Source organism: Hymenobacter arizonensis (assembly GCF_900115775.1).
Classification (GTDB): Bacteria; Bacteroidota; Bacteroidia; order Cytophagales; family Hymenobacteraceae; genus Hymenobacter; species Hymenobacter arizonensis.
This window is the reverse complement of record NZ_FOXS01000006.1, coordinates 110,134-136,144: the sequence shown is the minus strand read 5'-3', so window position 1 is coordinate 136,144 and position 26,011 is coordinate 110,134. Positions and strand designations below refer to the sequence as shown.

26 protein-coding genes are annotated in these 26,011 nt (G+C 59.7%); 15 read left to right on the top strand and 11 right to left on the bottom strand.

Annotated elements, in window-relative coordinates:
* Window positions 1-87 precede the first annotated feature (87 nt).
* From pta to BMZ66_RS19140, 6 genes are all read left to right on the top strand, one after another.
* Complete coding sequence (pta, locus tag BMZ66_RS19165; RefSeq protein ID WP_092677331.1) at window positions 88-2,184, top strand: phosphate acetyltransferase; 2,097 nt, start codon at window positions 88-90, stop codon at window positions 2,182-2,184.
* 112 nt (window positions 2,185-2,296) lie between these two features.
* Window positions 2,297-3,514 (top strand): acetate/propionate family kinase, encoded by a 1,218-nt coding sequence (locus BMZ66_RS19160; protein WP_092677329.1) that lies wholly within the window; start codon window positions 2,297-2,299, stop codon window positions 3,512-3,514.
* An 86-nt stretch (window positions 3,515-3,600) separates the two neighbouring features.
* Window positions 3,601-4,575: a hypothetical protein gene (locus BMZ66_RS19155; protein WP_092677327.1), complete on the top strand. Its 975-nt coding sequence runs from the start codon at window positions 3,601-3,603 to the stop codon at window positions 4,573-4,575.
* Between the two features lie 100 nt (window positions 4,576-4,675).
* Complete coding sequence (locus BMZ66_RS19150; RefSeq protein WP_092677325.1) at window positions 4,676-5,353, top strand: alpha/beta hydrolase; 678 nt, start codon at window positions 4,676-4,678, stop codon at window positions 5,351-5,353.
* 63 nt (window positions 5,354-5,416) lie between these two features.
* A complete protein-coding gene (locus BMZ66_RS19145) occupies window positions 5,417-5,785 on the top strand; it encodes a hypothetical protein (protein ID WP_092677323.1) in 369 nt (122 codons plus the stop codon).
* A 125-nt stretch (window positions 5,786-5,910) separates the two neighbouring features.
* On the top strand, window positions 5,911-7,908 hold the full coding sequence (locus BMZ66_RS19140; RefSeq protein ID WP_092677321.1) for a M1 family metallopeptidase: 1,998 nt from the start codon (window positions 5,911-5,913) through the stop codon (window positions 7,906-7,908).
* A 77-nt stretch (window positions 7,909-7,985) separates the two neighbouring features.
* Here the strand turns inward: BMZ66_RS19140 and BMZ66_RS19135 are convergent, their stop codons facing one another.
* Both BMZ66_RS19135 and BMZ66_RS19130 read right to left on the bottom strand, forming a co-directional pair.
* Entirely contained in the window at window positions 7,986-8,402 is a 417-nt protein-coding gene (locus BMZ66_RS19135) for a DUF983 domain-containing protein (protein WP_234795164.1), read from the bottom strand.
* Window positions 8,403-8,558: 156 nt separating this feature from the next.
* Window positions 8,559-9,416, bottom strand: coding sequence for an AraC family transcriptional regulator (locus BMZ66_RS19130; protein ID WP_092677319.1), 858 nt, complete (start codon window positions 9,414-9,416; stop codon window positions 8,559-8,561).
* A 269-nt stretch (window positions 9,417-9,685) separates the two neighbouring features.
* Here BMZ66_RS19130 and BMZ66_RS19125 point away from each other — a divergent pair, with 269 nt between their 5' ends.
* The 3 genes from BMZ66_RS19125 (at window position 9,686) to BMZ66_RS19115 (ending at window position 12,392) form a co-directional block, all read left to right on the top strand.
* Window positions 9,686-10,720, top strand: a complete 1,035-nt coding sequence (locus tag BMZ66_RS19125; protein ID WP_234795163.1) for a transglutaminase-like domain-containing protein — start codon at window positions 9,686-9,688, stop codon at window positions 10,718-10,720.
* Between the two features lie 232 nt (window positions 10,721-10,952).
* On the top strand, window positions 10,953-11,801 hold the full coding sequence (locus tag BMZ66_RS19120; RefSeq protein ID WP_092677317.1) for a helix-turn-helix domain-containing protein: 849 nt from the start codon (window positions 10,953-10,955) through the stop codon (window positions 11,799-11,801).
* Window positions 11,802-11,873: 72 nt separating this feature from the next.
* On the top strand, window positions 11,874-12,392 hold the full coding sequence (locus tag BMZ66_RS19115) for an SgcJ/EcaC family oxidoreductase (RefSeq protein WP_177204815.1): 519 nt from the start codon (window positions 11,874-11,876) through the stop codon (window positions 12,390-12,392).
* Between the two features lie 72 nt (window positions 12,393-12,464).
* Here BMZ66_RS19115 and BMZ66_RS19110 read toward each other — a convergent pair whose 3' ends face one another.
* A complete protein-coding gene (locus BMZ66_RS19110) occupies window positions 12,465-13,493 on the bottom strand; it encodes an NADP-dependent oxidoreductase (protein WP_092677313.1) in 1,029 nt (342 codons plus the stop codon).
* 183 nt (window positions 13,494-13,676) lie between these two features.
* A complete protein-coding gene (locus BMZ66_RS19105; protein ID WP_092677311.1) occupies window positions 13,677-14,636 on the bottom strand; it encodes an aldo/keto reductase in 960 nt (319 codons plus the stop codon).
* A gap of 124 nt (window positions 14,637-14,760) precedes the next feature.
* On the opposite strand from BMZ66_RS19105, the gene blaOXA reads away from it, so the two are divergent.
* Both blaOXA and crcB read left to right on the top strand, forming a co-directional pair.
* Entirely contained in the window at window positions 14,761-15,567 is an 807-nt protein-coding gene (gene blaOXA / locus BMZ66_RS19100) for a class D beta-lactamase (RefSeq protein WP_177204814.1), read from the top strand.
* Between the two features lie 29 nt (window positions 15,568-15,596).
* Window positions 15,597-15,968, top strand: coding sequence for a fluoride efflux transporter CrcB (crcB, locus tag BMZ66_RS19095; protein ID WP_092677307.1), 372 nt, complete (start codon window positions 15,597-15,599; stop codon window positions 15,966-15,968).
* 112 nt (window positions 15,969-16,080) lie between these two features.
* Here crcB and BMZ66_RS19090 read toward each other — a convergent pair whose 3' ends face one another.
* Both BMZ66_RS19090 and BMZ66_RS19085 read right to left on the bottom strand, forming a co-directional pair.
* Window positions 16,081-16,494, bottom strand: a complete 414-nt coding sequence (locus tag BMZ66_RS19090; RefSeq protein ID WP_092677305.1) for a hypothetical protein — start codon at window positions 16,492-16,494, stop codon at window positions 16,081-16,083.
* 244 nt (window positions 16,495-16,738) lie between these two features.
* Window positions 16,739-17,455, bottom strand: coding sequence for a DUF421 domain-containing protein (locus tag BMZ66_RS19085; protein ID WP_092677303.1), 717 nt, complete (start codon window positions 17,453-17,455; stop codon window positions 16,739-16,741).
* A 296-nt stretch (window positions 17,456-17,751) separates the two neighbouring features.
* On the opposite strand from BMZ66_RS19085, the gene BMZ66_RS19080 reads away from it, so the two are divergent.
* On the top strand, window positions 17,752-18,990 hold the full coding sequence (locus BMZ66_RS19080; protein WP_177204813.1) for a helix-turn-helix domain-containing protein: 1,239 nt from the start codon (window positions 17,752-17,754) through the stop codon (window positions 18,988-18,990).
* 91 nt (window positions 18,991-19,081) lie between these two features.
* Here BMZ66_RS19080 and BMZ66_RS19075 read toward each other — a convergent pair whose 3' ends face one another.
* From BMZ66_RS19075 to BMZ66_RS19060, 4 genes are all read right to left on the bottom strand, one after another.
* Complete coding sequence (locus tag BMZ66_RS19075) at window positions 19,082-19,438, bottom strand: hypothetical protein (protein WP_092677299.1); 357 nt, start codon at window positions 19,436-19,438, stop codon at window positions 19,082-19,084.
* 200 nt (window positions 19,439-19,638) lie between these two features.
* A complete protein-coding gene (locus BMZ66_RS19070) occupies window positions 19,639-20,307 on the bottom strand; it encodes a GAF domain-containing protein (protein ID WP_092677297.1) in 669 nt (222 codons plus the stop codon).
* Between the two features lie 317 nt (window positions 20,308-20,624).
* On the bottom strand, window positions 20,625-21,299 hold the full coding sequence (locus tag BMZ66_RS19065) for a GAF domain-containing protein (RefSeq protein WP_092677295.1): 675 nt from the start codon (window positions 21,297-21,299) through the stop codon (window positions 20,625-20,627).
* Window positions 21,300-21,323: 24 nt separating this feature from the next.
* Window positions 21,324-22,718 carry an undecaprenyl-phosphate glucose phosphotransferase gene (locus BMZ66_RS19060; RefSeq protein WP_092677293.1) on the bottom strand — a complete coding sequence of 465 codons (1,395 nt, stop codon included), beginning with the start codon at window positions 22,716-22,718 and terminating at the stop codon, window positions 21,324-21,326.
* Between the two features lie 755 nt (window positions 22,719-23,473).
* Between BMZ66_RS19060 and BMZ66_RS19055 the strand changes: the two genes are divergently transcribed.
* The 3 genes from BMZ66_RS19055 (at window position 23,474) to BMZ66_RS19045 (ending at window position 25,440) form a co-directional block, all read left to right on the top strand.
* Entirely contained in the window at window positions 23,474-24,022 is a 549-nt protein-coding gene (locus tag BMZ66_RS19055) for a hypothetical protein (protein WP_092677291.1), read from the top strand.
* A gap of 67 nt (window positions 24,023-24,089) precedes the next feature.
* Entirely contained in the window at window positions 24,090-24,641 is a 552-nt protein-coding gene (locus BMZ66_RS19050; protein ID WP_177204812.1) for a YceI family protein, read from the top strand.
* 91 nt (window positions 24,642-24,732) lie between these two features.
* Window positions 24,733-25,440, top strand: a complete 708-nt coding sequence (locus BMZ66_RS19045) for a phosphatase PAP2 family protein (RefSeq protein ID WP_092677287.1) — start codon at window positions 24,733-24,735, stop codon at window positions 25,438-25,440.
* A gap of 19 nt (window positions 25,441-25,459) precedes the next feature.
* Here the strand turns inward: BMZ66_RS19045 and BMZ66_RS19040 are convergent, their stop codons facing one another.
* A complete protein-coding gene (locus BMZ66_RS19040) occupies window positions 25,460-26,005 on the bottom strand; it encodes a GNAT family N-acetyltransferase (protein ID WP_092677285.1) in 546 nt (181 codons plus the stop codon).
* Between the last annotated feature and the right edge of the window lie 6 nt (window positions 26,006-26,011).

Sequence of the window (26,011 nt, the reverse complement as noted above, 5' to 3'; positions counted from 1 at the left end):
TGGTGCGTGGCACTGATACGGCCGATTTGGCGGCGCGCCGCCACGGTTCCGCCAACACTAGGCCCGGCTGCTGCGTTACCTTGTGATATGACGAAAGCCGTTTTTATTGCCGCCGCCGAGCCCAACAGCGGCAAATCCCTGATTGCGCTGGGCCTGGTGAACATGCTGCTGGGCCAAGCCCGCCGGGTGGGGTACTTCAAGCCCATCATCGACTACGAGCCCGCCCAGGGCCCCGACCCGCACATCGACACCATTACGCGGCACTTCAAACTGCCGTTGCCCTACGCCGATACCTACGCTTTCACTCGCCCGGAAGCCCTGCGGCTCTTCGAAGCCGATGCCCAGGGCGAGCTGATTGACGCAGTGATTCGCAAGTTCAAGCACTGGGAAGACAACTACGATTTCACGGTGGTAGAGGGCAGCGACTTCCTTGGGCCGGGCACCGCGTTTGAGTTCGATGCCAACGTGTCGATTGCCAAAAATCTGGGCGTGCCGGTGGTGCTAGTGGTGTCGGGCGAGGGCAAAAGCACGGCCCAGATGGTGAGCTCGGTGCTCACGCTGCTGCGCAATTTTGAGGGCCGCGAGGTGCCCGTTCTGCTGGTGGTGGCCAACCGCGTGGTGCCGGCCCAGGCCGAGGACGTGCAGGCGCTGCTGCGCGCCCAGCTCCCGTCAGACGTGTTGCTGGCCGTCATCCCCGAAGACCGCAACCTGCTGAACCCTACCATGCGCGAAATTCAGGCCGGGCTGGGCGGCAAGCTGCTTTTTGGGGAAGAAGGACTGAGCAACCAAGTCGACAACTACATTATCGGGGCCATGCAGGTGCCGCAGTTTCTGAACTACCTGAAGGAAAACGTGCTGATAGTGACGCCTGGCGACCGCGGCGACATCATTTTGGCGGCGTTGCAGGCCAACATGTCGGTGAGCTACCCGCGCGTGGTGGGCATGGTGCTCACGGCCGGTTCCGAGCCCGACCCGCCCATCATGCGCCTGCTGGAAGGCCTGCCGAGCGTGGCGATTCCCATTCTGGCGGTGCCCATGGGCAGCTTCGAAACGACGACACGGGTGGCGAACATCAAATCCCGCATTTCGCCCGAGAACCCGAAGAAAATTCAGCTGGCCATCAACACCTTCGAGCGTTACGTGGACGTGCGGGTGCTGGAGGAAAAGCTGGTCAGCTTCCAGTCCGAGGGCATTACGCCGCACATGTTTCAGTACCGGCTGCTGCAGTGGGCCAAACGCTCGCGCCGCCACATAGTGCTGCCGGAGGGCAACGACGACCGCATTCTGCGGGCCGCCGCCCAGCTGCTGCATCAAGACATAGTGGACCTGACTATTCTCGGCGACCCGGCCGAAGTAGCAGCCTCAGCCAAACGCCTGGGCCTGAACCTGCCCGCAGGCCATTTGCGCATCGTCGACCCGGTTAATTCCGAGGAGTATGCCGATTATGTGGAGACTTTTTACGAGCTGCGCAAAGACAAAGGCGTGAACCAAGACATGGCCCGCGACCTGCTGCGCGACGTGTCCTACTTCGGCTCGATGATGGTATATAAGGGCCATGCCGACGGTATGGTATCCGGGGCGGTACACACCACGCAGCACACTATCCGGCCGGCCTTGCAGTTCATCAAAACCAAGCCGGGCGTGTCGGTAGTGTCGTCGGTGTTTTTCATGTGCCTGCCCGACCGCGTGGCCGTGTTCGGCGACTGCGCCGTGAACCCCAACCCCACGGCCGAGCAGCTGGCCGAAATCGCCATTTCCTCGGCCGAAAGCAGCCGGGCCTTTGGCATTGAGCCGCGGGTGGCCATGCTTTCCTACTCCTCGGGCACGTCCGGTGCCGGGGCCGATGTAGAGAAGGTGCGCCAAGCCACCGAACTGGTGCGCCAGAAACGCCCCGACTTGAAAGTAGAAGGCCCTATTCAGTACGACGCGGCGGTGGACCCATTGGTGGGTCGCCAGAAGCTGCCGGATTCCGAAGTAGCCGGCCAAGCCAGCGTGCTCATTTTTCCGGATTTGAACACAGGGAATAATACCTACAAGGCCGTGCAGCGCGAAACGGGCGCTTTGGCTATTGGCCCCGTGCTGCAGGGTTTGAATAAGCCAGTGAACGACCTCAGCCGTGGCTGCACAGTGGATGATATTTTCAACACGGTAGTGATAACCGCCATTCAGAGCCAGCAGGGGTAGCGTGTAAGTAGCGTGGACTCTGTGAGTCCGCGCGTGGCTCGTTCAGGTATCGTTCACGCGCGGACTCACAAAGTCCACGCTACTTGCCATTATGCCTGCATAATAATTCCTCATGAACATTTTCGTCGTCAACTCCGGCAGCAGTTCCATCAAGTACCAGCTTTTCCGGTGGCCGGCCGAGCAACCGGTATGCAGCGGCTTGGTAGAGCGTATTGGCTCTGAGCAGGCCACTATTCGCCACAAGGTTTTCGACCCGCAGGCTCCCGAAGGCAATCCGCCGACTGAGCAATTCCACACGCTCCCGCTGCCCGACCACGAAGTTGGCCTGCGAGAAGTGGTGCGCTTGCTCACGGAGCAGCCCGGCGGCGTGATTCAAGACCCGGGCGAGATTGCCGTGGTGGGGCACCGCGTGGTGCACGGCGGCGAAGTCTTTGCCGCCACGGCACTCATCACGGAGGAAGTGAAGGCGGAAATTAAGCGGCTGTTTGTGCTGGTGCCCTTGCACAACCCCGCCAATTATCTGGGTATTGAAGTGGCGGAGCGGCTATTTATCCACGCCCAGCAGGTGGCAGTGTTCGACACGGCTTTTCACCAGACCATGCCCGAATACGCGTATCGCTACGCCTTGCCCACGGCGCTGTATGAGGAGCAGCGCCTTCGCAAATACGGTTTTCACGGCACTAGCCACCAGTTTGTGGCCGCACAAGCCGCCACCTACCTAAGCCAGCCCGATGCCCGGCTCATCACTATTCACCTCGGCAACGGGTGCAGCATGGCGGCGGTGCGCGGCGGCCGGTCGCTGGACACCACCATGGGGTTTGGCCCGCTGGGAGGCCTGGTGATGGGCACCCGCTCCGGCGACATCGACCCTTCGGTGCTGCTGCACTTGCAGGGGCAACTGGGCTACTCTGCCGAACAGGTGAGCACCCTGCTCAACAAGCAAAGCGGGATGCTGGGCCTGGCTGGTTCCAACGACATGCGCGATATCGGGCAGGCCCTGGCCGTTGGTGATGCCCGCGCCACCTTGGCCTACGACTTGTATTGCTACCGTATCCGCCAATACATTGGCGCCTACACGGCTACGCTGAATGGGCTGGATGCCATTGTGTTCACGGCAGGGGTAGGGGAGAATGATGCCATGGTGCGCGCCCGTGTGTGCCAGGATATGGAGTTCTTCGGGCTGCAGCTGGATGAGGTTAAAAACCAGGAGCGGGCTCCGGGCTTGCGCGATTTGAGCGGGCCGGATTCAAAGGTCCGAATCTTGGTTATTCCTACCAGTGAGGAGTTGGAAATTGCCCGGCAGTGTGCGCAGCTGCTGGCAAACGAGTAGGTGATTATTGACCACGTAGTCTTACAGTCACCAATACTTTTGCAGAGATTAGGCGTAGCTGTGGCCTCATCCAAGCTTTCCGCACTATGAAAAAGGCTACCCTTCTGCTCCTGTATAGTGCCCTGCTGCTGGGCCTGGGAAGCTGCACAACCACCCGCCCCGTAAGTGCCGCGCTGCAAACCGATGCCGAGTACTGCGTGCCGCCGCTGGTGTACTCCTACGACCTTGCCACCACGCCGCTACCCGCCATTGAGCCGATGCTGGACAGTGGCTTGACGGCGCGTTTTTCGCGCCGCAGCCTGCTGGTGGCGAATGCGGCCGGCGCGCTGCCCCAGCTTAAGGCTCTGGTGCGGCTGGAGCGCACTGCCCGTTTGCAGCCCTCCACGACCAACATGCTGGCCGTGCTGGCAGAGCGGCAGCGCGTGCAAAGCCGCCTGCAACTGCTGACGGTGGCCGTGGCGAGCGTGTCTGCTGAGCTGGACTGCGAAGGCGAGCGCGCCAACCAGATAGCCAACTATCTCAACGCGCAGGCCAACACCCGCGTGCAGCGCCTCACGGTGCTTTCCATTGCCGTGGGAGCCGTGTCGGGCGTGGGCACCACGGTCAGCAGCAACCAGGCCGTGCAGTACATTTTCGGAATTGGGGGCGGACTGCTTACGGCCGGACTGGGTCTGCTCACGCTGTCGTCGCACCGCACGGTGAGCTTCACGCACCCGCGCAATTTGCTGGCCGATGTTTGGCAGGAAGCCCCCGCATCGAGCGTGTACCCGCCCGGCGTGTGGTACATGCTGACCGAGAAGGCCTTCAGTAACCGGGGCGAAAACTCGGTGGCCCACAACACCCGCCTGCGTTGGCAGCGCTACGGCCAGTTGGCCGCTCCCGATACCAAAGCCGGCCGCGAGCAGCAGGCCCTGCTATTTGGCAACGGCGGCCTATACGAGGCCGATGAGCTAACCCAGCGCGCCAACATGCTCGATGAGCTGCAGTCTTCGGTGCGGCTGATGAGCCAGGAGCTGCAGGGGCTGCTGATGAGCCTCGACAAGGACCCGGCCCGGCCATAAAGCGGCCATGCCATGTTTCCGTCTGTGGTTAAACTCCACCACAACCAAATTGGCCCCTCGCAGTACAGCCAGCATACTCTTACCATTTTGATGGGCGGCTATGGCACAGCAGCAGGTTGAATTAACCCTTGAATCGGTCACTCTCCATCTGACCATAGACGGCGTGGAGGAGCTGACGCTGAACACCAACGCCGGCGGCATGCCCGCCCGGCTGCACCCGGGGCCCGCCGCTGCCCCCGCCGTGGTGTGGGTAGGTGGTTCGGGCGGTGGGCTCGATGGACCAGCCTGGGGCATGTACCCGCGCCTGGCGGGCCAGCTGGCGGCGCAGGGCGTTGCCTCGCTGCGCCTGCACTACCGCCACCCCAACGAGCTCGAAAACTGTGTGATAGACACCCTGATTGCAGTCGAGTACCTGGTGCAGCAGCGCGGCTACCAGGCAGTAGCGCTGGTGGGCCACTCGTTTGGCGGAGCGGTGGTGATTGCGGCCGGGGCCCTCAGCAACCGGGTGGCGGCGGTGGTGGCCATGAGCAGCCAAACCTACGGCACCGACCTGGCCCCACGGGTGAGTCCGCGGCCCCTGCTGTTGGTGCACGGCGAGGCCGATGAAATACTGTCCGATGCGTGCTCCCGCAACATTTACACCCGCGCCCAAGAGCCTAAAGAGCTGCGCCTGTACCCCGGCTGCCGCCACGGCCTGGACGAGTGCCGCGAACAGGTAGACGCTGATGTGGTGGCGTGGTTGCTGAAACACCTGACCGTGGATACCGGCACGCGTTAAGGTCTGCCTCAAACCAGGTTCGTTGAAAAGGAGTTTAACTTGCCCGCACCACCTTCCGCAATCATGCCCCAGCGCCTGCTTTTTGTGTACAACGCCGACGGGGGCCTGCTGCCCGGGCTGAAGGATATGTTTCATAAGCTGCTGTCGCCGGGCACCTACCCGTGCTCGCTTTGCGGCATCACCTACGGAGCTACCCAGATGCTGCCGGAGTGGAAGGAGTTCATCAAAACGCTGCCGGTGCCGGTAGATTTTCTGCACCGCGACGAGTTTGTGCGTGACTACCCTCAGTGGCGCAGCCAGCGCTTGCCCGCGGCATTTGTTCTGGCGCCAACCGGCGAACTGTCTCCATTTATACCGGCCGAAGAAATGGATGCCACCGACCTCAACGGGCTAATGGCGCTGGTGCAGGCCCGGCTGGCGGCCAGGTCCTGATTTTTCGGAAGGTAGCCAGGGGCAGAGTCAGGCGCGAAAGACTACGAAGAAAGCAAGTCTTACATGACGTGGGAGCGAGGCTACCTTTGGCTTGTTAAGACCCTCTTTTCTCGTTGATTTCTCACATGAAACACTTGTTACTTTCTGCCTTTTTGGTGGCGGAAGCGCTGCTACTGACTGGCGAAGCTTCGGCCCAGCAGGCACCTGTTACGGGCCCGGCCTACGATGCCCGGACGTTGTTCAACCCGACGTTTATTGAGCAGCTGGCTACCCCAACCCGCACGGCGGGCGGCATGCCCGGTGCTCAGTACTGGCAAAACGCCGCCGACTATAAAATCAACGCCAGCCTCGACGACAAAGCGGCCCGCGTGACGGCCTCGGTCGACATTACTTATACCAACAACAGCCCCGATGCGCTGCCCTTTGTGTGGCTGCAGCTCGACCAAAACTTGTACCGCGCCAACTCGCGCGGCGCGGCCGCTACGCCAGTGGCAGGCAGTCGGTTTGGCAACTCGGCCCGCGGGTTTCAGGGCGGCGACAGCCTGCAGACGGTGACCATTGAGCTGCACGGCAAGAAGCTGAAAGCCAACTACCGCGTGCAGGACACGCGCATGCAAATCATGCTGCCGGAGGCCCTGAAGCCTAAGGGCGACAAGCTCATCATCCGCATTGGCTACGCTTTCAACATCCCCGAAGACGGCTCCGACCGCCTGGGCCGCCTCAAAACCAAAAACGGTGAGATATTCGAAGTCGCGCAATGGTACCCGCGCATGGCCGTGTACGATGACGTGGAAGGCTGGAACACGCTGCCCTACATGACGGCCGAGTTTTACCTGGAATACGGCAATTTCGACTACACCATCAACGTGCCCGCCAACTTCATCGTGGGCGGCTCGGGCGAGCTCGTAAACCCAACCGAAGTGCTAACCGCCACCCAGCAGCGCCGCTTGGCCCAGGCCGCCGGCTCCGACAAAACGGTAATGTTGCGCACGCCCGACGAGGTGACGCAGGCCAGCTCGCGCCCCAGCGGCAAAAATGGCCGCCTGACCTGGCATTTCCGGTGCCAGCAGGCCCGCGACGTAGCCTGGGCCGCGTCGTCGGCTTTCGTCTGGGATGCGGCCAAGATGAACCTGCCCAGCGGGCGCAAGTCGCTGGCAATGTCGTTGTACCCGGTGGAGTCGGCCCAGGACACGGCCTGGAATCGCTCGACGGAATACGTGAAGCATAGCATCGAATACAACTCCAAGCAGTGGTACGAATACACCTACCCGGTGGCCACCAACGTGGCCGGCGTGGTGGGCGGCATGGAGTATCCGGGCATTGTGTTTTGCGGCGCCAAGGCCCGCAAAGCCAGCCTGTGGGGCGTGACCGACCACGAGTTCGGCCACAACTGGTTCCCGATGATAGTGGGCTCGAACGAGCGGAAGTACCCGTGGATGGACGAGGGCTTCAATACCTTCATCAACATTCTGGCCACCAACAACTTCAACAACGGCGAGTACGCCAAACAAATAAACGACACTGCTAGCATGGTGCAGGGCAACACCCGCTACATGACCGACCCAACCACCGTGCCGCCCTACACCGTGCCCGACGTGACGCCCTCGAACATGCTTGGCTACGCCGCCTATTCTAAGATGGGCTACGGCCTGTTTCTCCTTCGTGCGGAAGTACTGGGCCCCGAGCGGTTTGACTACGCTTTCCGCACGTACATCAAGCGCTGGGCCTTCAAGCACCCCCAGCCCAAGGACTTTTTCCGGACGATGAACGAGGCCAGTGGCGAGGATTTGACGTGGTTCTGGCGCGAGTGGGTATACAACAACTGGATTTTGGACCAGGCCGTGACCACTGTGGCCTACGTGAACCAGGACCCCGCCCAGGGCTCCCTCATCACCATCGAAAACCGAGGCCAGGCCGCCATGCCCGTGACGGCCGACATCACCGAAACCGGCGGCAAAGTCACCCGCGTGAAGCTCCCCGTAGAAATCTGGCAGCGCGGCGGCACCTGGACTTTCCGTCACAACTCCACCACGCCGCTCACGCTGGTGCGCCTCAACGCCACCAAACTGCTACCCGACGCCAACCCGAGCAACAACGTGTGGCGGGCCCAGGTGCTGCGCTAATCATTCGGAGGTTATCCAATAAAAAAGCCCCGGCTGCTTCACGCGGTCGGGGCTTTTACTGTTTTAAAAACTGCTTCTTATATGGCTTCTGACGAAGCCCGGCGTCGCGTGTGCCAACTGGAGTCGTAGCCCGTGCCGCCAAACAAATACAGCATAATGGCGCGGGAATAGCGCAAAATCAGCGGCGTGAGCAGCAGCGTCACGGCGGTCACCGTCACCACATAAACCCAGGTATCGGGATTGCCAAAAAAGTAGTACAGCGGGACGCCCACGGCAAACATGGTGGCCACGTTGAAGGCGAAAGTGATGTACATCGAGCCAAAGTAAAACCCCGGTTCCGGCTCGAACGACTGCCCACACACGGGGCACTGAGCGGGCATGCGGGCAAACTTGCTGATGTTGAGCGCAGAGGTCGAAAAAAGCTTGCCTTCGTGGCAGCGGGGGCAGCGTAGTGCCAGCAGTGCCAAGGTAGATGATTCGATGTGGTCAGCCATAATCTGTAGAATAAGAGGTAACTAAAAACTATACGGGCAAATGACTTTCCCGCATGTCAGCGCGGTGCTATAAATGCAGCCGCTTGCTTGTTTCTACAAAATTACCAGGGCCGACAGGCAGCCTCGTAGCCCTATTTCAGGCGCTTACAGGACAAATCAACGCTGCCGAAAACCCTCAGGCGTGCTGCCAGTGTATTTGCGGAAATACCGCACGAAGTAGGAGGCATCTTCAAAGCCTAGCTCGTAAGCCACCTGCGCCACGCCCAGCCCCGAGTGGCTGAGCAGGCGTTGCGCCTCTACCACCACCCGCTCGTGGATGAGCGTGCTGGCCGTTTTGTTGAGCACGCGGCGGCACAGGGCGTTAAGGTGGTTGGCCGATACGTGGAGCAGGGCGGCGTAGTCGCTCACGCCGCGCAGGGTGCGGTAGTGCTGGTTGAGCAGGGCGCCGAACTGGCGAATCTGCTGCAGGGCGGGGCTGGCTTCGGCGGCGGGCAGGGTGGGGTAGTGGCGGGCCGCCAGCTCCAGGCACAGGTGCAGGTAGCTCCGGAAAACTTCGGCCTGATTGGAGTGCGGCGCCTGGTACTCAGTCAGCAGGCGCTCAGCCAGCGGGCGGATTTCGGTTTCGGTGGGAGACAGGCTCAGCACCGGCGGGTGGCTGCTATCGAAGAACGGGTACTCGTAGAGGGCGTTGCCGGGGTAACGGAACAGGTAGAAGTCAGTGTCAAAGAATACCACGAAGCCGCGCGTGTCGGCTGCCAACTGCCAGTGGTGCACCTGTCCGGGCGCCAGAAAAAACACACTGCCGGGCCGGAGCTCATACGTTACTAGGTCCACGGTGTGCGTGCCGGTACCTTCGGTGATGTAGAGCAGCAGGTAGAAATCGTGGGCGTGGGGCACGTTCACGTGCGGAAACCGCACTGCATGCGTTTCGAGCCGCTCGCAGTAGTAGGGCGTGCGGGCCTGCGGCTGCGGAAACGAGGCAAGTGCCAGTACCGGCGGGCCAGCAGCTTTCATAGGCAGAAGTAACGGAAAGAGGCGAAAATAGGGGAGCGACACGGTTGTGGGCCGGAATAAGAGTTAAGCTGGCACGTGCTGCGCTCCGCAGCCGCCTCGCAGGAGGTAACTTTGGGTACTGCTGGGGTCTGGTTGGCCCTGACTGGCGCGTGCTTTCGGGCGCGTGGTCAACGGGCGTCTTCTTCGGAGGCGGCCGTTGCAGGGTGCTGCTCGCGGTGCCTCCCCAGCTAGACTGACGCCCGCCAGCAGCGTTATAGTCCCTTGTTATCGTGAAGAAGCTATTGTTGAGTTCCCCCGCCATTTGGGCGGGGCTGCTGGGGGCGTGCGTGCTGCTGCCGAGCTTTAATATGTCGGGAAATAATCCGGCCGCTCCGGCCCGCCGCAGCCGCACGTTTGTGCTCACCAGCACCTCTACCGTGCCGGTGCCCCCAGCCGGTACCAAGGAGTTTGACTTCTGGCTGCCCCTGCCGCACCCCGATGCCAGCCAGGACGTGCGCAACCTCAAAATAGAGGCCCCCGTGCCCTATAAAATCGAGAAGGGCGCTTACGGCAACCAGATGCTGCACCTGCAACTGGCCAACGCCCCCACCACGCCGCTGGTGGTGAAGCTGACCGCCACCATCACCCGCCGCGAACATCTCAACCTGAAAGTCAACCCCGCGGAAACCGCCCAAAAAGCCACGACCAAGGAAAAGGCCGACCCCGACATGGCCCGCTGGCTGGCCCCCGACCGCCTCGTGCCGCTCGACCTGCAAATTCGCCAGCAGGCCCAGGAGGTCGTCACCAAAGCCAGCGCGAAAACCAACCTCGACCGAGCCCGCGCCATCTACGAGCACGTGGTGAGCACCGTGACCTACGACAAAACCGGCCAGGGCTGGGGCCGCGGCGACATCTACTACGCCTGCGATGCCCGCCGCGGCAACTGCACCGATTTCCACGCCATATTCATCGGCTACTGCCGGGCGGTAGGCATTCCGGCACGCTTCAGCATCGGCCTGCCACTGCCCGCCGAGCGCGGCAAGGGCGAAATAAAAGGCTACCACTGCTGGGCCGAGTTCTACACCCCCGAAACCGGTTGGGTGCCCGTCGATGCGTCTGAAGCCGCCAAAGACCCCAGCAAGCGCAACTATTTCTTCGGTGCCCACGATGAAAACCGCGTGGAATTTACCCGCGGCCGCGACGTGGTGCTGGTGCCCCGCCAGGCCGCCGCGCCTCTCAACTACTTCGTGTATCCCTACGCCGAAGCCGATGGCAAGCCCCTGGAAGTAGCTCGTACGTACGAATTTGCGGACGTGAAGCAGTAGCATTTCTCCTATCTGTCATCCTGAGCGCAGCGAAGGACCTTATCACGCTAGTTTGGTATGGCGTGATAAGGTCCTTCGCTGCGCTCAGGATGACAGGTGGGCTATGTAATAGCGAAGCGGGCGAGTTGCTGAGCTACATAACTGCTCTATTCTGTAATGCCTCACTCTTAAGCCATAGCACCAGTTTGCCGCAGAAAAAAGCTAACTTCAAGCTTCTCCTTCTGCTGGCATTATGGTTCTTCGCTTTCAGCAGCCTGCCCTGCCGCTTCGGCCGTACGTCCAGTTCTACATGCTGGTGCACGCGCACTACGATGGCCTGGACCCCGCGAAGGCCGTGAAGCCCATGCCCCCGGCGCCGCAGCAGTGGCTGTATTTCTATCCGCGCGACCAAATGCGCACCTTTCACTACGGGCAGGGGCGGGAAATTTCGTCGCCGCGCAGCATTGTGGTGGGGCCACAGGTGTCACGGGTCGACTTGCGGTTTCCGCCCAATCACCTCATGGTTTGTGCTGCGTTTTGGCCCGGTGGGCTCCACCGGTTGCTTGGCGTGCCGGTGAAAGAGCTGTTCGATTTCTCCATCGAGAGCCGCGCCCTGCTCGGCCCAGCCGTGACCGAAGTAGAAGACCGGCTGGCCGAAACCACCGACTACACGGCCATGCTCGGCGTGCTCGAAACCTACCTGCTGGGCACGCTGCGCCGCCTGCGCCCGCACCCCGAACGGCCACTCGACCGCCTGCTGCCCGCGCTGCTGCCCACTGGCCGCACCACGGCCTCGCTCGACCACCTAGCCGCGGAAGCCTGCCTCAGCCCGCGGCAGTTTGAGCGGGGCTTTTTCGAGCGGGTGGGCATGTCGCCCAAGCTCTACGCCCGCATTGTGCGCTTCGATCGTGCGTTTCGCCTGAAAGAAGCGCAGCCGGACCTCGACTGGCTGGCGGTGGCCGTGCAAGTCGGCTACTACGACTACCGCCACCTGGTGCGCGATTTCAAGGAGTTTGCCGGCGTGACGCCCCCGCAGCTACTGGCCGCCGAAACCTCGCATACCCGCGTGGTGGGCGCCAGTTCGTCGTTCCGGCCCGCATAAATGTCGGTTTTTTACTACCCGGGCAGGGGCCTTGGACCGGAGCTTTGCTGCCGAACCAACCCTCTTATTCGTATGAAAGCCCTCCTCTTCAGCCTGGTCCTGGCGCTCGGCGCTCGTGGCGCCATCGCCCAACAACTACCACCCGCCGATGCGGCTGCGATTCGGCAAGTGCTCCAGCGCATCGATACCAACTACAAAGACCATAAATTCTCCGAAATGGCCACCTACACCACGCCCGATGTGAGCTGGGTCAACATTGTGGGCATGTGGTGGCGTGGCCGACCCGATGTGCAGTTGGCGCACCAGCGCATTTTTGATTCAATGTTCAAGGGCGTCTCCTTTAAGCAAGGCGAGGTTACGATGCGCGCCATCACGCCCGACGTGGCGTTGGTAAACATGTATTACGAGGTAGGCGCCTATTACCCGCCCGACGGGGTGAACCGCGGCGTCAACAAAATGGGCGACGACCAGGACCTGCTCACGCTAGTGATGGTGAAAAAGCAGGGCAAGTGGCTACTTGCCGCCGGCCACAACACCGTGGTCAATGCCCAAGCGGTAGCCAACAACCCCATCGCGACCATCAAGAAATAATGCCTTTAGCAAAAAGGGGAGCAGTAAGTCCTTTCCTGTTATGAAGGCTTACTGCTCCCCGCTTCGCTAAACTCACGGTGCCAGCACCAGCTTCCCAAAGTTCTCGCCCGAAAACAGCTTGAGCAGCGCGGGCAGGAAGTTTTCTATGCCGTGCTCTACCTGCACCTTGGGCGAGTGCAGCTTTCCCTCCTGTATCCAGCCGGCCATTTCGCGGGCGGCTGTGCCATAGTTGGCTGCATTGTCGAACACCACGATTCCTTCCATGCGGGCTCGGTTTACAAGCAGCGAGAGGTAGTTGGACGGCCCTTTCACGGGTGTGGTGTTATTGTACTGCGAGATGGCGCCGCATATCACAATGCGGGCTTTCAGCCGGATTTGCTCCAGTGCAAAGTCCAGGATTTCGCCACCCACGTTGTCGAAATACACATCAATGCCTTGGGGGCAGGCGGCGCGGAGGCCGCTGCGCACGTTCTGGGTTTTGTAGTTGATGCAGGCATCGAAGCCCAGCTCATTCACGCAGTAGTCGACCTTGGCTTGGTCGCCGGCGATGCCCACCACGCGGCAGCCTTTCAGCTTGGCAATCTGGCCTACCACGCTGCCCACGGCCCCGGCCGCGCCGGATACTACCACCGTTTCGCCCGCTTTAGGCTGGCCGGTATTCAGCAGGCCGAAGTAGGCCGTCAGGCCCGGCATGCCGAGGGTGGCCAAGTAGGCTTCGAGCGGCGCAATGCGGGTGTCGACTTTCACCAAATACTCGGGGCTGCTCGGGTCGCTGGCGCCGGTGCCCACCACAGCATATTGCTGCACGCCGAGGTTGCCGGTCACGTAGTCACCCTTGGCGAAAGCGGAGTTCTTGGACTCTACCACTTCGCCGGCAGTGCCAGCCCGGAACACCTCGCCAAGCTGTATGGGCCGGATGTAGGATTTGCCTTCGTTCATCCAGCCCCGCATGGCGGGGTCGAGGGATATAAAGTTGATTTTGACGAGTACCTGTCCATCTGCAAGGGCTGGTAGGTCGATGGTGTCAATTTCAAGATTGGTGGCTTGTGGCAGGCCGGTAGGGCGCGAAGCTAACTTCACGCGGGTGTTGGTGATGGGCATGTGGAAGGGTGGTTTTAGATGTTTTGATTAGAAGGCTTGAGGCATCACGCGCTGGAACCTCACCCCCTGACCCCCTCTCCAAAAAAGAGGGGGCCCCAGAAATGCTTTCGGCGGAATCGTCTTCACGAACCGGTGCCCCCTCTTTTTTGGAGAGGGGGTCAGGGGGTGAGGTTCCGAAATCCGCTAAACCGCAGCCGATTGCGCCTTCTCCAAGGTCTGCACATCCTCCGCTGACAGCTGCAGCTCAGTGGCTTTAAGAAGCTCCGTTACCTGCTCCACGCTGGTGGCGCTGGCGATGGGAGCCGCCACGCTCGGCGCCTGCATCAGCCAAGCCAGCGCTACCTGAGCGGGTGAAACCTGCTGGCGTTCCGCAACTACATCAATGGCTTTGAGGATACCCAGACCTTTCTCATTCAGATACTTCTGGCCAACGCCACCACCACGTGCGCTTTTTTGCAGGTCGGCTTCCGTGCGGTATTTGCCGGTGAGGAAGCCGGCCGCCAGCCCGTAGTAGGGAATGGCGCTGATGCCTTCCTGCTGCAGCACCGGGGCCAAGTTCTTTTCGAAGTCTTCCCGGTCGTAGAGATTGTAGAGGTTTTGCAGCGTTTCGTAGCGCGGAAAGCCGTGCTGCTGGCTGGCGGCCAGGGATTCCCGCAGGCGTTCGGCGGTGAAGTTGGACGCCCCGATGACGCGCACTTTGCCCGCTTTCACCAGCTGGGCATAGGCTTCCAGGGTTTCGGCCACGGGCACGGTGGGGTCGTCTTTGTGCGACTGGTACAGGTCGATGTAATCGGTGCCGAGGCGCTTGAGCGAGCCTTCCACGGCGCGCAGAATGTAGTCTTTGGCCAGGCCTTTGTTTTCGGCATTGACTTCCCAGCCTACTTTGGTGGCGATAACGACGTCGTCGCGCCGGCCGCGCCGCTTCAGCCACTTGCCGATGATGGTTTCGGATTCGCCGCCCACGTGGCCGGGCACCCACACCGAGTAGCCGTCGGCAGTGTCGATTGCGTTGCCGCCGCCCGCCACAAAAGCATCAAGCACGGCGAAGGAAGTGGCTTCATCGGCGGTCCAGCCGAAGACGTTGCCGCCCAGCATGAGGGGCGAAATAGAGAGGCCGGAGCGGCCGAGTTCACGAGTTTGCATAAGCTTAAAAACCGATTGTAAAGTCAGTCGGGCCACGGGCACCGCTGGGTTCTTTAACCGCCGCCAGGGCCTTGGGGTTGTGCTCGGGCGCCGTAACACTACTTTTGGTTCTTATCGTTGGCTTATGCGTGTTTTCTTGTTTTTGCTGCCGCTGTGGCTCGGCAGCTTTGGGCCAAAACCGGCCGTAGTCGAGCGTGATTTCAGCGCCTACTTCCAGGCCCGGCAGCTGCACGGCTCGTTTTTGGTTTTCGACTCGCAAGCCAACCGCTACACGGCCTACGACGCGACGCGCTGCCGCCAGGGCTTCCTGCCGGCCTCCACGTTCAAAATCCCCAACACCCTCATCGGCCTGGAAACCGGCGTCATCCGCGACACCAGCCAGGTGTTTAAGTGGGACGGCGTGCAGCGCACTTTCGGCGCTTGGAACCGCGACATGACCGCCGCCGAGGCCCTGCGGGTTTCCTGCGTGCCCTGCTACCAGCAAGTGGCCCGGGCGGTAGGAGCCAAGCGCTATCAGCAACTCTTGCCCAAGCTGAACTTCGGCAAAATGGTGGCCACGGAGGCTACCGTCGACTCGTTTTGGCTGGTGGGCAAGTCGCGCATTACGCAGTTCGAACAGATTGACTTTTTGCGCCGCTTGCACGCCAACCAGTTGCCGGTTTCGGCCCGCAGCCACGCCATTACCAAGCAACTGCTGCTGCTACAGCAAACCCCGCAGTACCGCCTCTATGGAAAAACTGGCTGGACCAACCCCCACGGGCGCGACAACGGCTGGTTTGTTGGCTGGCTGGAACAGGCCAGCGGCGCCGTGTACTTCTTCGCCCTCAACGTGGAGCCCGACGCCGGCGTCCCTGTCGACCAACGCTTCATTGCCGGCCGTCGGCTCATTACCGAGCAGATTCTAACCGAGCTGGGCTACCTGAAAAAGTAAGCTGCGCCGGGCCGCGTAAGTTTGCCGCCATGAACTACTCCTGGCTACTGATTGGCGTGGGCGGCGGTGCGGGCGCCATAGTGCGCTACCTGATGCAGCAGTACGTGCAGGGCCGCTGGGCCCTGGCCTGGCCCGTGGGCACCGGCGCCGTAAATGCCCTGGGCTGCCTGCTGGCGGGCCTGCTGCTGGGCGTGCTGGAGCGCCACCATCTGGGCGCGGGCTGGCGCCTGCTGCTCATCACCGGCTTTTGCGGGGGCTTCACCACGTTTTCGGCGGTTGCTTTGGAGAACGTGGCCTTGCTGCGCGAAGGGCAGGTAGGCCTGGCGGCGCTGTATGCCGGTGGAAGTGTGGTGGTTGGTGTGCTGTTAGCCGGGGCGGGCTACTGGCTAGCGCGTGGGTAGCGCCTCAGGCACAAGCTTAAATATAGCGCCAATGGCCGCCCGGGCACCCGAACGTCACGCTGACGTTCGGGTGCCCGGGCGGCCATTGGCGTTGGCATGAGCCTAAGAAGGGTTAGGCCGGATTGTCTTCATCACCCATTTTGCCGCCGTCGTTGGCGGAGCTGGGGGCCGAGTTGGCGTTGGAATACTCGGATTTGTAGGTCGTGGTGTTTTTGGTCTGGTTGGCTTTTTCAGTATCAGGGCCACCGCCGTCGTTCACATTGTTGGGGCGGTCGCCGCGATTGCTGCTGCCCTTCGCGTCCTGGGGCGTTTCGTTAGTGCCGCTGCGGTTGCCGCCATGGTTGCCGAAGCTGTCGGGAGAAGAGGTTAGCTTATTGGCGCCTTGCTGCTGCGCACTTACGCCACCTGCGTTCTCGGGGCGGGGCGTGTCGGAGCCGTCGTTGGCTACCTGCTGCTGCGTGCGGCGATGCACGTTTTCAGCATCAGCGTTTTCATTATTGCGGTTATTCGAATCATCAGCTGCCATAAGAAGTAGGTTTTATAAAGTGAAAAGGAGGATATAGAATTAGCGTAGAAGCATGCCTTTCGGTTTCGGGCGGTCATGATTTTAGCCATCGGCCGACGAAATTGCCTGCTGAAGCCAAACCCAGTTTGCCAGGGCAAACACAGAGGAAACACGGGTAAAGCCCACCCGCGCTACTTACCAAAGTATACGAGGTGCCGGAGGCATGGTTTAATGAAGCCGTTGCTAGTCAAGGCAATGGCTGTGGCTACGTAATGCGCCGGGCAGTACAGGCGGGCAGCCAGCGCGCTTCCCGGCACACCGGACAGGCAAACGAAGGCCGGGGCTGCAGCTCTGCTACGTTGCCGCAGGTGGTGCAGGCGTGCGGGCCGGCCGTGGTAATAACTTCCTGAGCCCGAGCCAGCTCGGCGGGAATAATCGACAGGCCCGGGCAGACGTCGGAGTCTTCGTAGAAAAACACGCTCATCTCGCCGGTGGCTTCGCTGTACACGGCTTTCAGCTGGCCCAGGTGCTCCACCTGTTGCTGTCGTAGCGCCCCGAACAGCTCTTTTTGCGTGAGGCTCTGCCGGTGAAAGGTATCCCAATGCAAGTGGCCGTGCTCCAGCAGCAATATTTCTTTGCCCTCCATCCAGTCGCTGAATTTGGGCGAAACCTCGGTGAGGTAGTTGAACAGCCAGTACATCCCCATCACCACCCCAAATACGATGGCGGCGTGGCTGATGGGCACCTCCGAGTAAAACATAGTGTCGCCCGCAATGGAGCCCAGGCCAATGAGGATGCTCAACTCAAACAACGACAGCTGCTTCACGCTGCGCCGGCCCGTGATGCGCAGCGCCGCCAGCAGCATCAGGTAAGTCACTACGCACCGAAAAGCCACTTCCAGCGCAAAGAGCGGGGTTTGCTCGCCCGTCCACACAAGGCGCTGCCAGTCGAAGGGCGTAACGGGTTCGGCAAGAAAAAGCATGGGCAGAATTGAAGATGGAGGTGGTCCGCCGCTGGGCGCTGCCGGGTAATGCGTGCCCGCCCGTTGGGGGCGGCTGCGCGCAAGGCATGGGCAGGAGGGGAGTGCCGCCTCAATACGTTAAGCACGGCCGTGGGGGTTTTGCTGGCGGGTTGAGAACGGGCTACTTGCTGCCAAACAATGCTCAGGTTGATGGCTGCTGCCACTATCGGCCCGCGGCAAAAGCCAGGAGGCAGTATAACGCAACCGAGGCCTGGCCCCGCGGGTGCATATTTGCGATTGAGGTACCTTCAGGCGCAATGCAAATCACCCTTTCCCCGTTGTCGGCGGCAGCCTTTGCCGTGATTGCGCAGGCGCTGTTCGCGGCCGGGCTGCTGTTTTGGGCCCCGCAAAACCGCGTGTCGAACCGCTTTCTGGCCTTGCTCATGCTGGCCATCGCGCTGTGGCTGGTCGACGGGTTTTTTCGGGTGTCGGGGCTGTATGCGCAGTCTGCCGAGCTCTATTTTTCGCCCATTTACTACTCGCTGGGGTTTGGGCCGCTGCTGTATCTCTACGTGCGCAGCCTGGTAAACAGTGAGTTTCGCTGGCGTGGGCAGTACTGGGCGCATTTTGTGCCCGTGCTGGCGCAGGCAGTTCTGTATTGGTGGCTGCGGTTTCAGCCCTATGCCGTGCGCAACAACTTTTGGCAGAATGTGCACCAGCCCTTCACCTACCGACTGGAGTTCATCGGTACCTGGGTTTCGCTAATGGTGTACCTGTTCCTGAGCCTGCGCCTGCTGCGGCAGTACGGCCGCTGGCTGGAAGACAACTTCTCGGAAGTGTCGCGGCTACGGCTGCGCTGGCTACGGTGGCTGCTGGTGCTCCTGGGCCTGGTCAGCGGGCAGTGGCTGATTGAGTTGCTGCTGCGCGAATTCTGGGGGATTTATTACCAATACGACTACTCTAGCGAGATGCTAGGCGGCGTTGTGTTCGTCATCGGCGTTGTGGGGCTGCGCCAGGCAGATATGCGGGCGGTGCATTTCGCTCCCGAAGCCGAACAGCAAGACGCAATAGCGTCTCCGGAGCCAATTGCGGCCGCCAGTCCACAGGCAGTACCTGCCATCGCCGTTTCGGCCGGGCCAAATGCTGCCGGCGAACCTAATGTTACGAATGAAATAGCGCCCGCGCCCAACCGCCAACCATCAGAAGTAGCCACCCCCGGGGGCCCCGACCCGCTCATCATGGAGCGCATCCGCCGGGCCTTGGTCGACGACCAGCTCTACCAAAACCCCACCCTGACCCTGGCCGAGCTGGCGGCCCACACCGGCCTGCCCGCGCGCCTCATCTCCTTCACGGTCAACGCCGGCTTCGGCCGCTCCTTCAACGAACTGGTGAACGGCTACCGGGTGGCCGAAGTGCAGCGCCGCCTCGCCGCCCCCGACGCCCGCCGCTTCACCCTGCTGGGTATTGCGTTTGAAAGCGGCTTCAATTCCAAAACCACCTTCAATCGCATATTTAAACAAGTAACGGGCGTAGCCCCGCGGGACTATCAGCCCTAGCGTGGGGCTAATAATTCTGCAGGGCCACGCCCGTTATAATCGTAGCGGCTCCCTGCTAAGTTGGGGCAAATCCGGTGCGTTGTCGCAGTGCTTAGTCGTTCCGGTCGACGCCGTTTACCGTGATGGCATTGGCCCGGTCGATGGCAATGTCGTACTGGTAGCAGGTGCTGATGTCGGTGATTTTGACGTAGTTGGCATTGTTCACCGTGATGGTGAACGTAACCTGGCCCGGCGCGTAGCTGGCGTATTCGGAAGAAGTGCCGGGGTCCACATTGTTGATGTTGATGGTATTGCCACCCGAAGTTTTAACCTGCACGCTGGCCTTCTGAGTCCCGTTGTTGGTGATACGTGCCCGCGGCTGTTCGCCTTTGCACTTTTTGCAGCCGCTGGCTGAAAGTAGGATAATACAAGCGGACAGGGCAAAAAACAGTAAATGTCTGACGTTCATGAAGGCTGGTCAATGAGTTTATGGAGAAACGGTGCCAACGGGGGGCGGCGTAGCAGTAAGTTGCAGGCAGCTTCTGCCGCCCGCAACAAACGATTAGCAAATTCTAAAGGCAGTTCACGCCAGGGGGGCGTGCCACGGCAAATAGGCCCCAAAAACAATGCTCTAACGTGAGGACGGCCGCTATAACAGCTTGCCGGTGGCTACCTGGGTGGTAATGCCAGCAGCCGCTGTAAGCTCACTACTTCGTTCCGCAAGTAGCTCATAGACAGTGCAGAGATGGGGGCTTTGTCAAGCGAGATGTTGCTGGCGTCAATCAGGCGCTGCAAAATGGGTTGGGCCTCGCTCACTTGCTTTTGCTTCAATTCCAGCATCATTTGGGTGCGGCGCAGCTGCAAATGGGTCTCAACCAACTTGGCAAGGGCTTTGAGCGATTCCAGCTTTAACTCCGGCAACTCCCGGGGGCGGGTATCAAGCACACAGAGAGTACCCAGCGGCAAGCCCTGAGCATCTTTCACTGCCACTCCAGCATAGAAGGCCAAGTTTGGCTTGTTCACAGTCAGTGGGTTATCGTAGAACCGCTCATCGTAGCGGAGGTCCGATACCACCGTTGCCTCGTCTGGATTGAGAATGGTGTGGACACAAAAAGACTGTTCCAAAGGCATGCTTCCCGCCGCAAATCCGTAAGCCGACTTGCTCCAGTGCCGGTCGCCGGCAATGAGATTGATGGCGGCGATGGGAGTGCCGCAAATTTCGGCCGCCAAGCGCGTGATGTCGTCGTAGACTTCCTCTGGCTGGGTATCGAGCAGGTTGTGTTCGGCTAGCGAACGCAACCGGTTAAATTCATCGGGGTGGGTGGGAGCAGTTGCCATGGGTAGAAGGGGAGAGGGTGGGAACGAATGCGTTGTTCGCCTACGTGCGCTGGTCAAGCTTACGAACTCGTCACGCAGGCTTGCTTCTTATTAATGCTTGTAATTATTGAAATAACTATAAATTAAGTAACTTGTAATGTTCACCTAAGCGAATGTAACAAGCAAAATGCGTAATCATATTTGAAGCCTCAGTACTAGTAAGAAAGTACCTGTTCTATCAGAAAGTAATAGTCTGACTAACACATAAGTTACAATGTTTTATAATGCCAAAATTTTGCCTAGGCACAAGATTTATAGAAGGTGGTTAGATACGGGCTCTATTCTGAAGACAGCGTCAATACACTCCTCAAGGCAGTTGCCTCTTGCTGAAGAGAGTGCAATTGACTACGGGTTTCTAATTCGCCTAAGCCAGCTTGGAGCGAGCCTATTGTCATAGCAATGACATCGAGAATGGGCTGAGCCGCGCGCACCTGGTCGTGTGCTTTCTCCAGTTCCATCTGAGTGCGCCGTAGCTGAAAATGGGTGTTCACCAATTTAGCTAATGCTTTAAGCGACTCCAGCTTGAGGTCCGATAATTCCCGAGGCCGGGTGTCGCATACGCATAGCGAGCCCAAGGCCCGTCCTTGAGCATCTTGCACTGGCACACCAGCGTAAAAAACGACACCTGGGTCGCCGGTGATGTTGGGGTTGTTATGAAACCGCTCATCGTAGCGCGCATCGGGCACCAGCAGGACTTCGCCAGGGTTGAGGATGGTATGGGCGCAGAAGGAAATGTCCCGGGGATAACTTTCGGCCGGAAAGCCTACAATTGATTTTGGCCAAAGCCGGTTGCTGGCAACGAGGTTGATGGCGGCGATGGGGGTACCGCAGATTTCGGCTGCCAAGCGCGTGATGTCGTCGTAGACCTCCTCGGGCAGAGTATCCAGCAACTGGTGCTCAACCAACGATTGCAGACGTGCTGACTCGTTCTCGGGCAGGCTGGGCGAAATCATGGCGTCAGAACTTAGGCGTGTGACTTAGTAGGCATTCTCTTCTCCCTTAAACACATTGTAAACCGTCAGAAACATGATTTTCAAGTCCAGCGACAAGCTCCAGTTTTCTAGGTACCACAAGTCGTACTCTACCCGCTTCTGTATGTGCCGGAGCTCCGTGATTTCGCCGCGGTAGCCATTTACCTGGGCCCAACCCGTGATGCCGGGCTTCAGGAACTGGCGAATCATGTATTGGTCTTCCATCGATGCGTATTCGATGGTGTGCTTGAGCATGTGTGGCCGCGGCCCCACAATGCTCATTTGCCCGAAGAGTACGTTTAGAAACTGCGGAAACTCATCGAGGCTGGTTTTGCGCATGAAGCGGCCAATGCGGGTGACGCGGGCATCGTTTTTCGTGGCCTGTTTCGAATCCGATTCTTTATTTACCGTCATGCTCCGGAACTTGAAACAGTTGAAAGGCTGGTTGTCGAGGCCGCTGCGCTTCTGGACAAAGAAAACAGGCCCCGGCGATTGCAGGTAGATGATTATACCTAGCAGCGGCACCAACCAGCTCAGGATAAGAATCGTAACGCCCAGGCTGACCACAACATCAAAGGCTCGCTTATTAAGGCGGTTCAGCACTTCTTGGAGGGGTTCCTTCCGAACCGATAAAATGGGCAGTTCAAACAGGTAGTCTACGTGCACCGGGCGGTTGATGAAGTACGAGAAGTCGGGCACAATTCGAAAGCGAATCAAGTCCTTGTCGGCTTGCTGCATCATGCCGTACACCGCGCTATTGTTTTCGGGCATGATGGTCGAATAAATCTCGGTAACGCCTTGTTGCCTTGCAATTTCGAGGGTGTCTTTAATTCCCGGAAATATTTTATATTTAGCGTGATTGGTTGGTTTGCGTAGGTCGTCAACAAAGCCCTCAATGCGCACGCTCAGTTCTTCGCTCTCCAAGTAAGTAGCCAGCTTCTCAGCCACTTTGTTGTAGCCTAGTATCAATACGCGTCGGCGCAGGCCGCCTTTGGCTCGCACCCACGTGTGGATAGCCAGGTAGAACAGCCGCGCCACCAATAGCGCACCCGCAAAGATGATTATGGTAGAATACGCGAATACGCGAGATAAGGGCAGTATCTCCCGCAACAGAAAGGTGCCAACCAGTGTCAGGAAGGTCCAGGCAAAATAGGCCCGATACGTCCCTTTAAAATACCGGTGGAAGGTGCCGAGGCGTTCGTAGGAATAAATCTGCCCAATCCAGGATGCTGCCAGCCAAGTCGTATTTATTATTAACCAGTAAAAGATGCGATTAGAGAAAACGTCATCTTGGCTTGAGTCGGTGATGTAGTGCTTTGTGAATAGAAAAATTGTATTTAACAGCAGCAGGTCTAGTAATAAAAAAGGGAGTTGCAGGGAGCGGATAAAATTTCTATCCATAATTGCTTCGAGAGTGTTCCGCGTTTCTGAATTGCGAAAAAATTAATTTAACGTATATATCGTTGCCTTAGACAATTTATGAGGCAATTTATTCTTGTTAAAATATAGATTAGCGGCTGTGAAAGAAGTGCTGATGAATTGAATTGCAGCACAATAGCTCAAGCAATTGCTTGATAAAATAATTGATATGGTCCCACTTTGTCAGATGCTAATTGACATTGGGCTAAGTTGACGTCTTCTTGCGCTTTAGCGTGCAGAAGCTGGGTGTTAGGTCCCCTAAAGTTGGCAGGGATTGCGCCGAAGCAATTAAGAGCCAGGTGCTACCGGAAGCTTTCGGAGAGGCGTCCATAATGCATCAGTCTCTTGGCCTGCCGCAGGCAATAGGCCGGGTCGGACCTTGCGCAATGAGGCTATCCAGGACGAAGAAAATTTGCCTTTGACTTGGTTTAGATGATGGAAGGAAGCAATAATAGGAGCACCACGATTCCAAGCCCGCATACGGCGAAGTGGCTAACCCCGAGCTCGAAACCATCGGGTAGAAACGCCCGGACAAAGCTGAGCTAGCTCACCAGGAAAGCCGAGTTGCCAAAGCAAGCATCCGATGCAATATTCCTAAAGTGGGCGAAGCTAAAAATGGAGTGTCAAGCCCGCAAAATGGCCCAAATCCAGTTTTGGAACGTCCCACATCCGGTTTTGGGGCGATAGGGGGTAGGAGAGAAGGCCACCTTTGGGTCGTACTTCAAACCCCGCATTCTATGCTCCACTTCCTGCTACCGACCCTGTGCGTGCTGACCCTTGCCGTGCCTTCAGTTCTCGCCCAAACCAGCCCAGGCGCCGCCCGGCCAAGCACCCCCTGGACCGACCGCACCCGCGTACTGCCCGACGAGCTGCGGCGCCTGCCCGTAGGCCTCACGCTCTGGCACACGCCCAACCCCAACCACCCCGAGCCCAACCCGGACGTACCCGGCGGCTACGTTTGGAAGCACAGCACCGCCATCCGAGCCGAAGCCGGCGACTTGCAAATGGTGAGCTGCGGCAGCTACATCTGGTACGATGCCACGGGCTGGAAAACGAACCTGCGCGAAACGCCCGCCGAATTCGCCGAGCTGTTCAACTGCCCCGGCGGCCAGCTGAAGCAGGGCGTCACCTACACGTTTGCGCGCAACTACCGCTACGCTGCCAGCACCAAGGGCTTGTATGGCGGCGACGCTCTGTGGTTCATCATCGCCAAGGATGCCCAAGGGCGCCTCTACAAAGGCTACGGGCTGATTGAAACCGAAGCCAACCCTCAACCTCCGAAATAAGCAAGCCCCAGGCCGGCAGCCTGCTGGCTAAATGCACCTCGAAAACTCACCCGCTATTGCCTCTTTTATGAAAAACCTTTTAATTCTTCCACTGCTGCTCTCGTTGCTGGCCACCCGCTCGGGACCTACCACTTACCGCCTCGACCCCGCCGCCAGCTCCCTCACCTGGACTGGCCACGCCGAAGTAGGGGCCTGGGCACCCCAAGGCTCCATCCGCCTGCGCGAGGGCAGCATCGTGGCCGAAGGCCAAACGGTGCGCGCCGCCCGCGTGGTGGTTGACATGGCTACCATAAGCCACGACCAGGCCCAGCTGGCCGAGCACCTGCGCGGCGCCGATTTTTTTGACGCTGCAAAGTACCCCACCGCCGTATTCGAGCTCACCGAGTTTAAGGCCGGGCAGGCGCGCGGTACGCTTACGCTCAAAGGCCAGACCAAGCCCGTGGCTTTTCCGGCCGCCGTGGCGGCTGTGCCGGGTGGGGGCCTGCGCCTGAGTGGCACGGCTACCATCGACCGCACTCAATTTGGAATCAACTACAACTCCACTTCCTTCTTCCAGAACTTGGGCAGCTACGCCGTCCGCAATGATTTTCAAGTCACTTTTGATGTAATGGCGCGGTAGGCACCGCAATGGCTGGGGCAAACGCCACGGGGCCGCACGCGTACAGGAGTAGCAGGTTGGCAATCGAGTAGTTGCACCTCATCCGTTCGCTATGTCAGTTAATTGGTCTTGGAACAACGTGCGCGAGGGCCTGGGGCGGCGCGAGAAATTATTGGCAGTGGTGCTGGTGGGGTTCGTCTTGCCGTGGGCGGGGTTTGTGTATCTGGCGCAGAAAGTGTGGACCGATGGCGGCTTCGTTCGGGATAAAACCGTGCTGCGCTTGCTCTACAGCAATGCCTCGCCCGAGCAAGACAGGCTGGCCGTGGCTTTGGCCAATATCGGCGACTCCGGCCCCATGATTGCGCTCGGCGTCCTGATTGCCGGCGGGCTGCTGCTCCGGCGGCACGGCACGCAGGCCTGGATTTTTGTCGCGTCTGTGGGCGGCAGCATGGTGCTCACCCAGGTGCTGAAAGCGTCCTTCGCCCGCCCCCGTCCCGACTTATGGGTCAGCATCAAGCCGGCGCTCACCTACAGCTTTCCCAGCGGCCATGCCATGGACACGGCTGCCATGGCGGTGGCGGTGACATTTCTGCTGTGGCATTTCAAGGGGCATTGGGCACTCTGGGTGCTGGGGCCGCTTTTTGCCCTGGGCGTGGGTTGGTCGCGCATGTATTTGGGCGTGCATTACCCGTCCGACGTGCTGGGGGGCTGGCTAAGTGCCACGGGTTGGGTGAGCGGCGTGCACTTGCTTACGGCGCGCATCAACGGGTTGGTTAATGAGCCGCACGCAGAGGCTCCGGAAGCGCTTCCGAATCGTTAAGAGATTTGCAGGTAGTCTGTTAGCCGACCTTGGGAGGCGTTAAGTTATCGGCCTCAAACCACACGCAGCGCACGCCCGCTTCCACAAACTCATTGGCGCGCCGCAAACCTATTTTCTCCAGAATGCGGCACGAGCCGGCGTTCTCCGCATCGGCGTACCCGCTGATGCGGGGCAGCGCCAGGTGCTGAAAGCCGTAATTGAGCCAGGCCTGCGCGGCCTCGAAGCCGTAGCCTTGGTCCCAATAGCGGGGAATAAAGCGGTAGCCCAAATCGTAGAAATCGTGGTGGCCGTTTATGGGGCCGGCTACCTTTTTGAGCCCGGCCCAACCCATGAATTCGCCGGTCGTGCGCAGCGTCACGGCCCAGCGGCCAATGCCGCCGTTCACGTACTGGGCCTGCACGTAGCGGATAACCTCCAGGCTCTGGGCCGACTCGGTGACCATTTGGCCCCCAATGCCGCCCAGGTAGCGGTGCACGGCAGGGTCCGAATCCAGCTCAAACATGCCGGGCGTGTCGTCTTCGTGCAAGGGGCGAAACCGGAGGCGGGCGCTTTCGAAAGGCTGCATTAATTC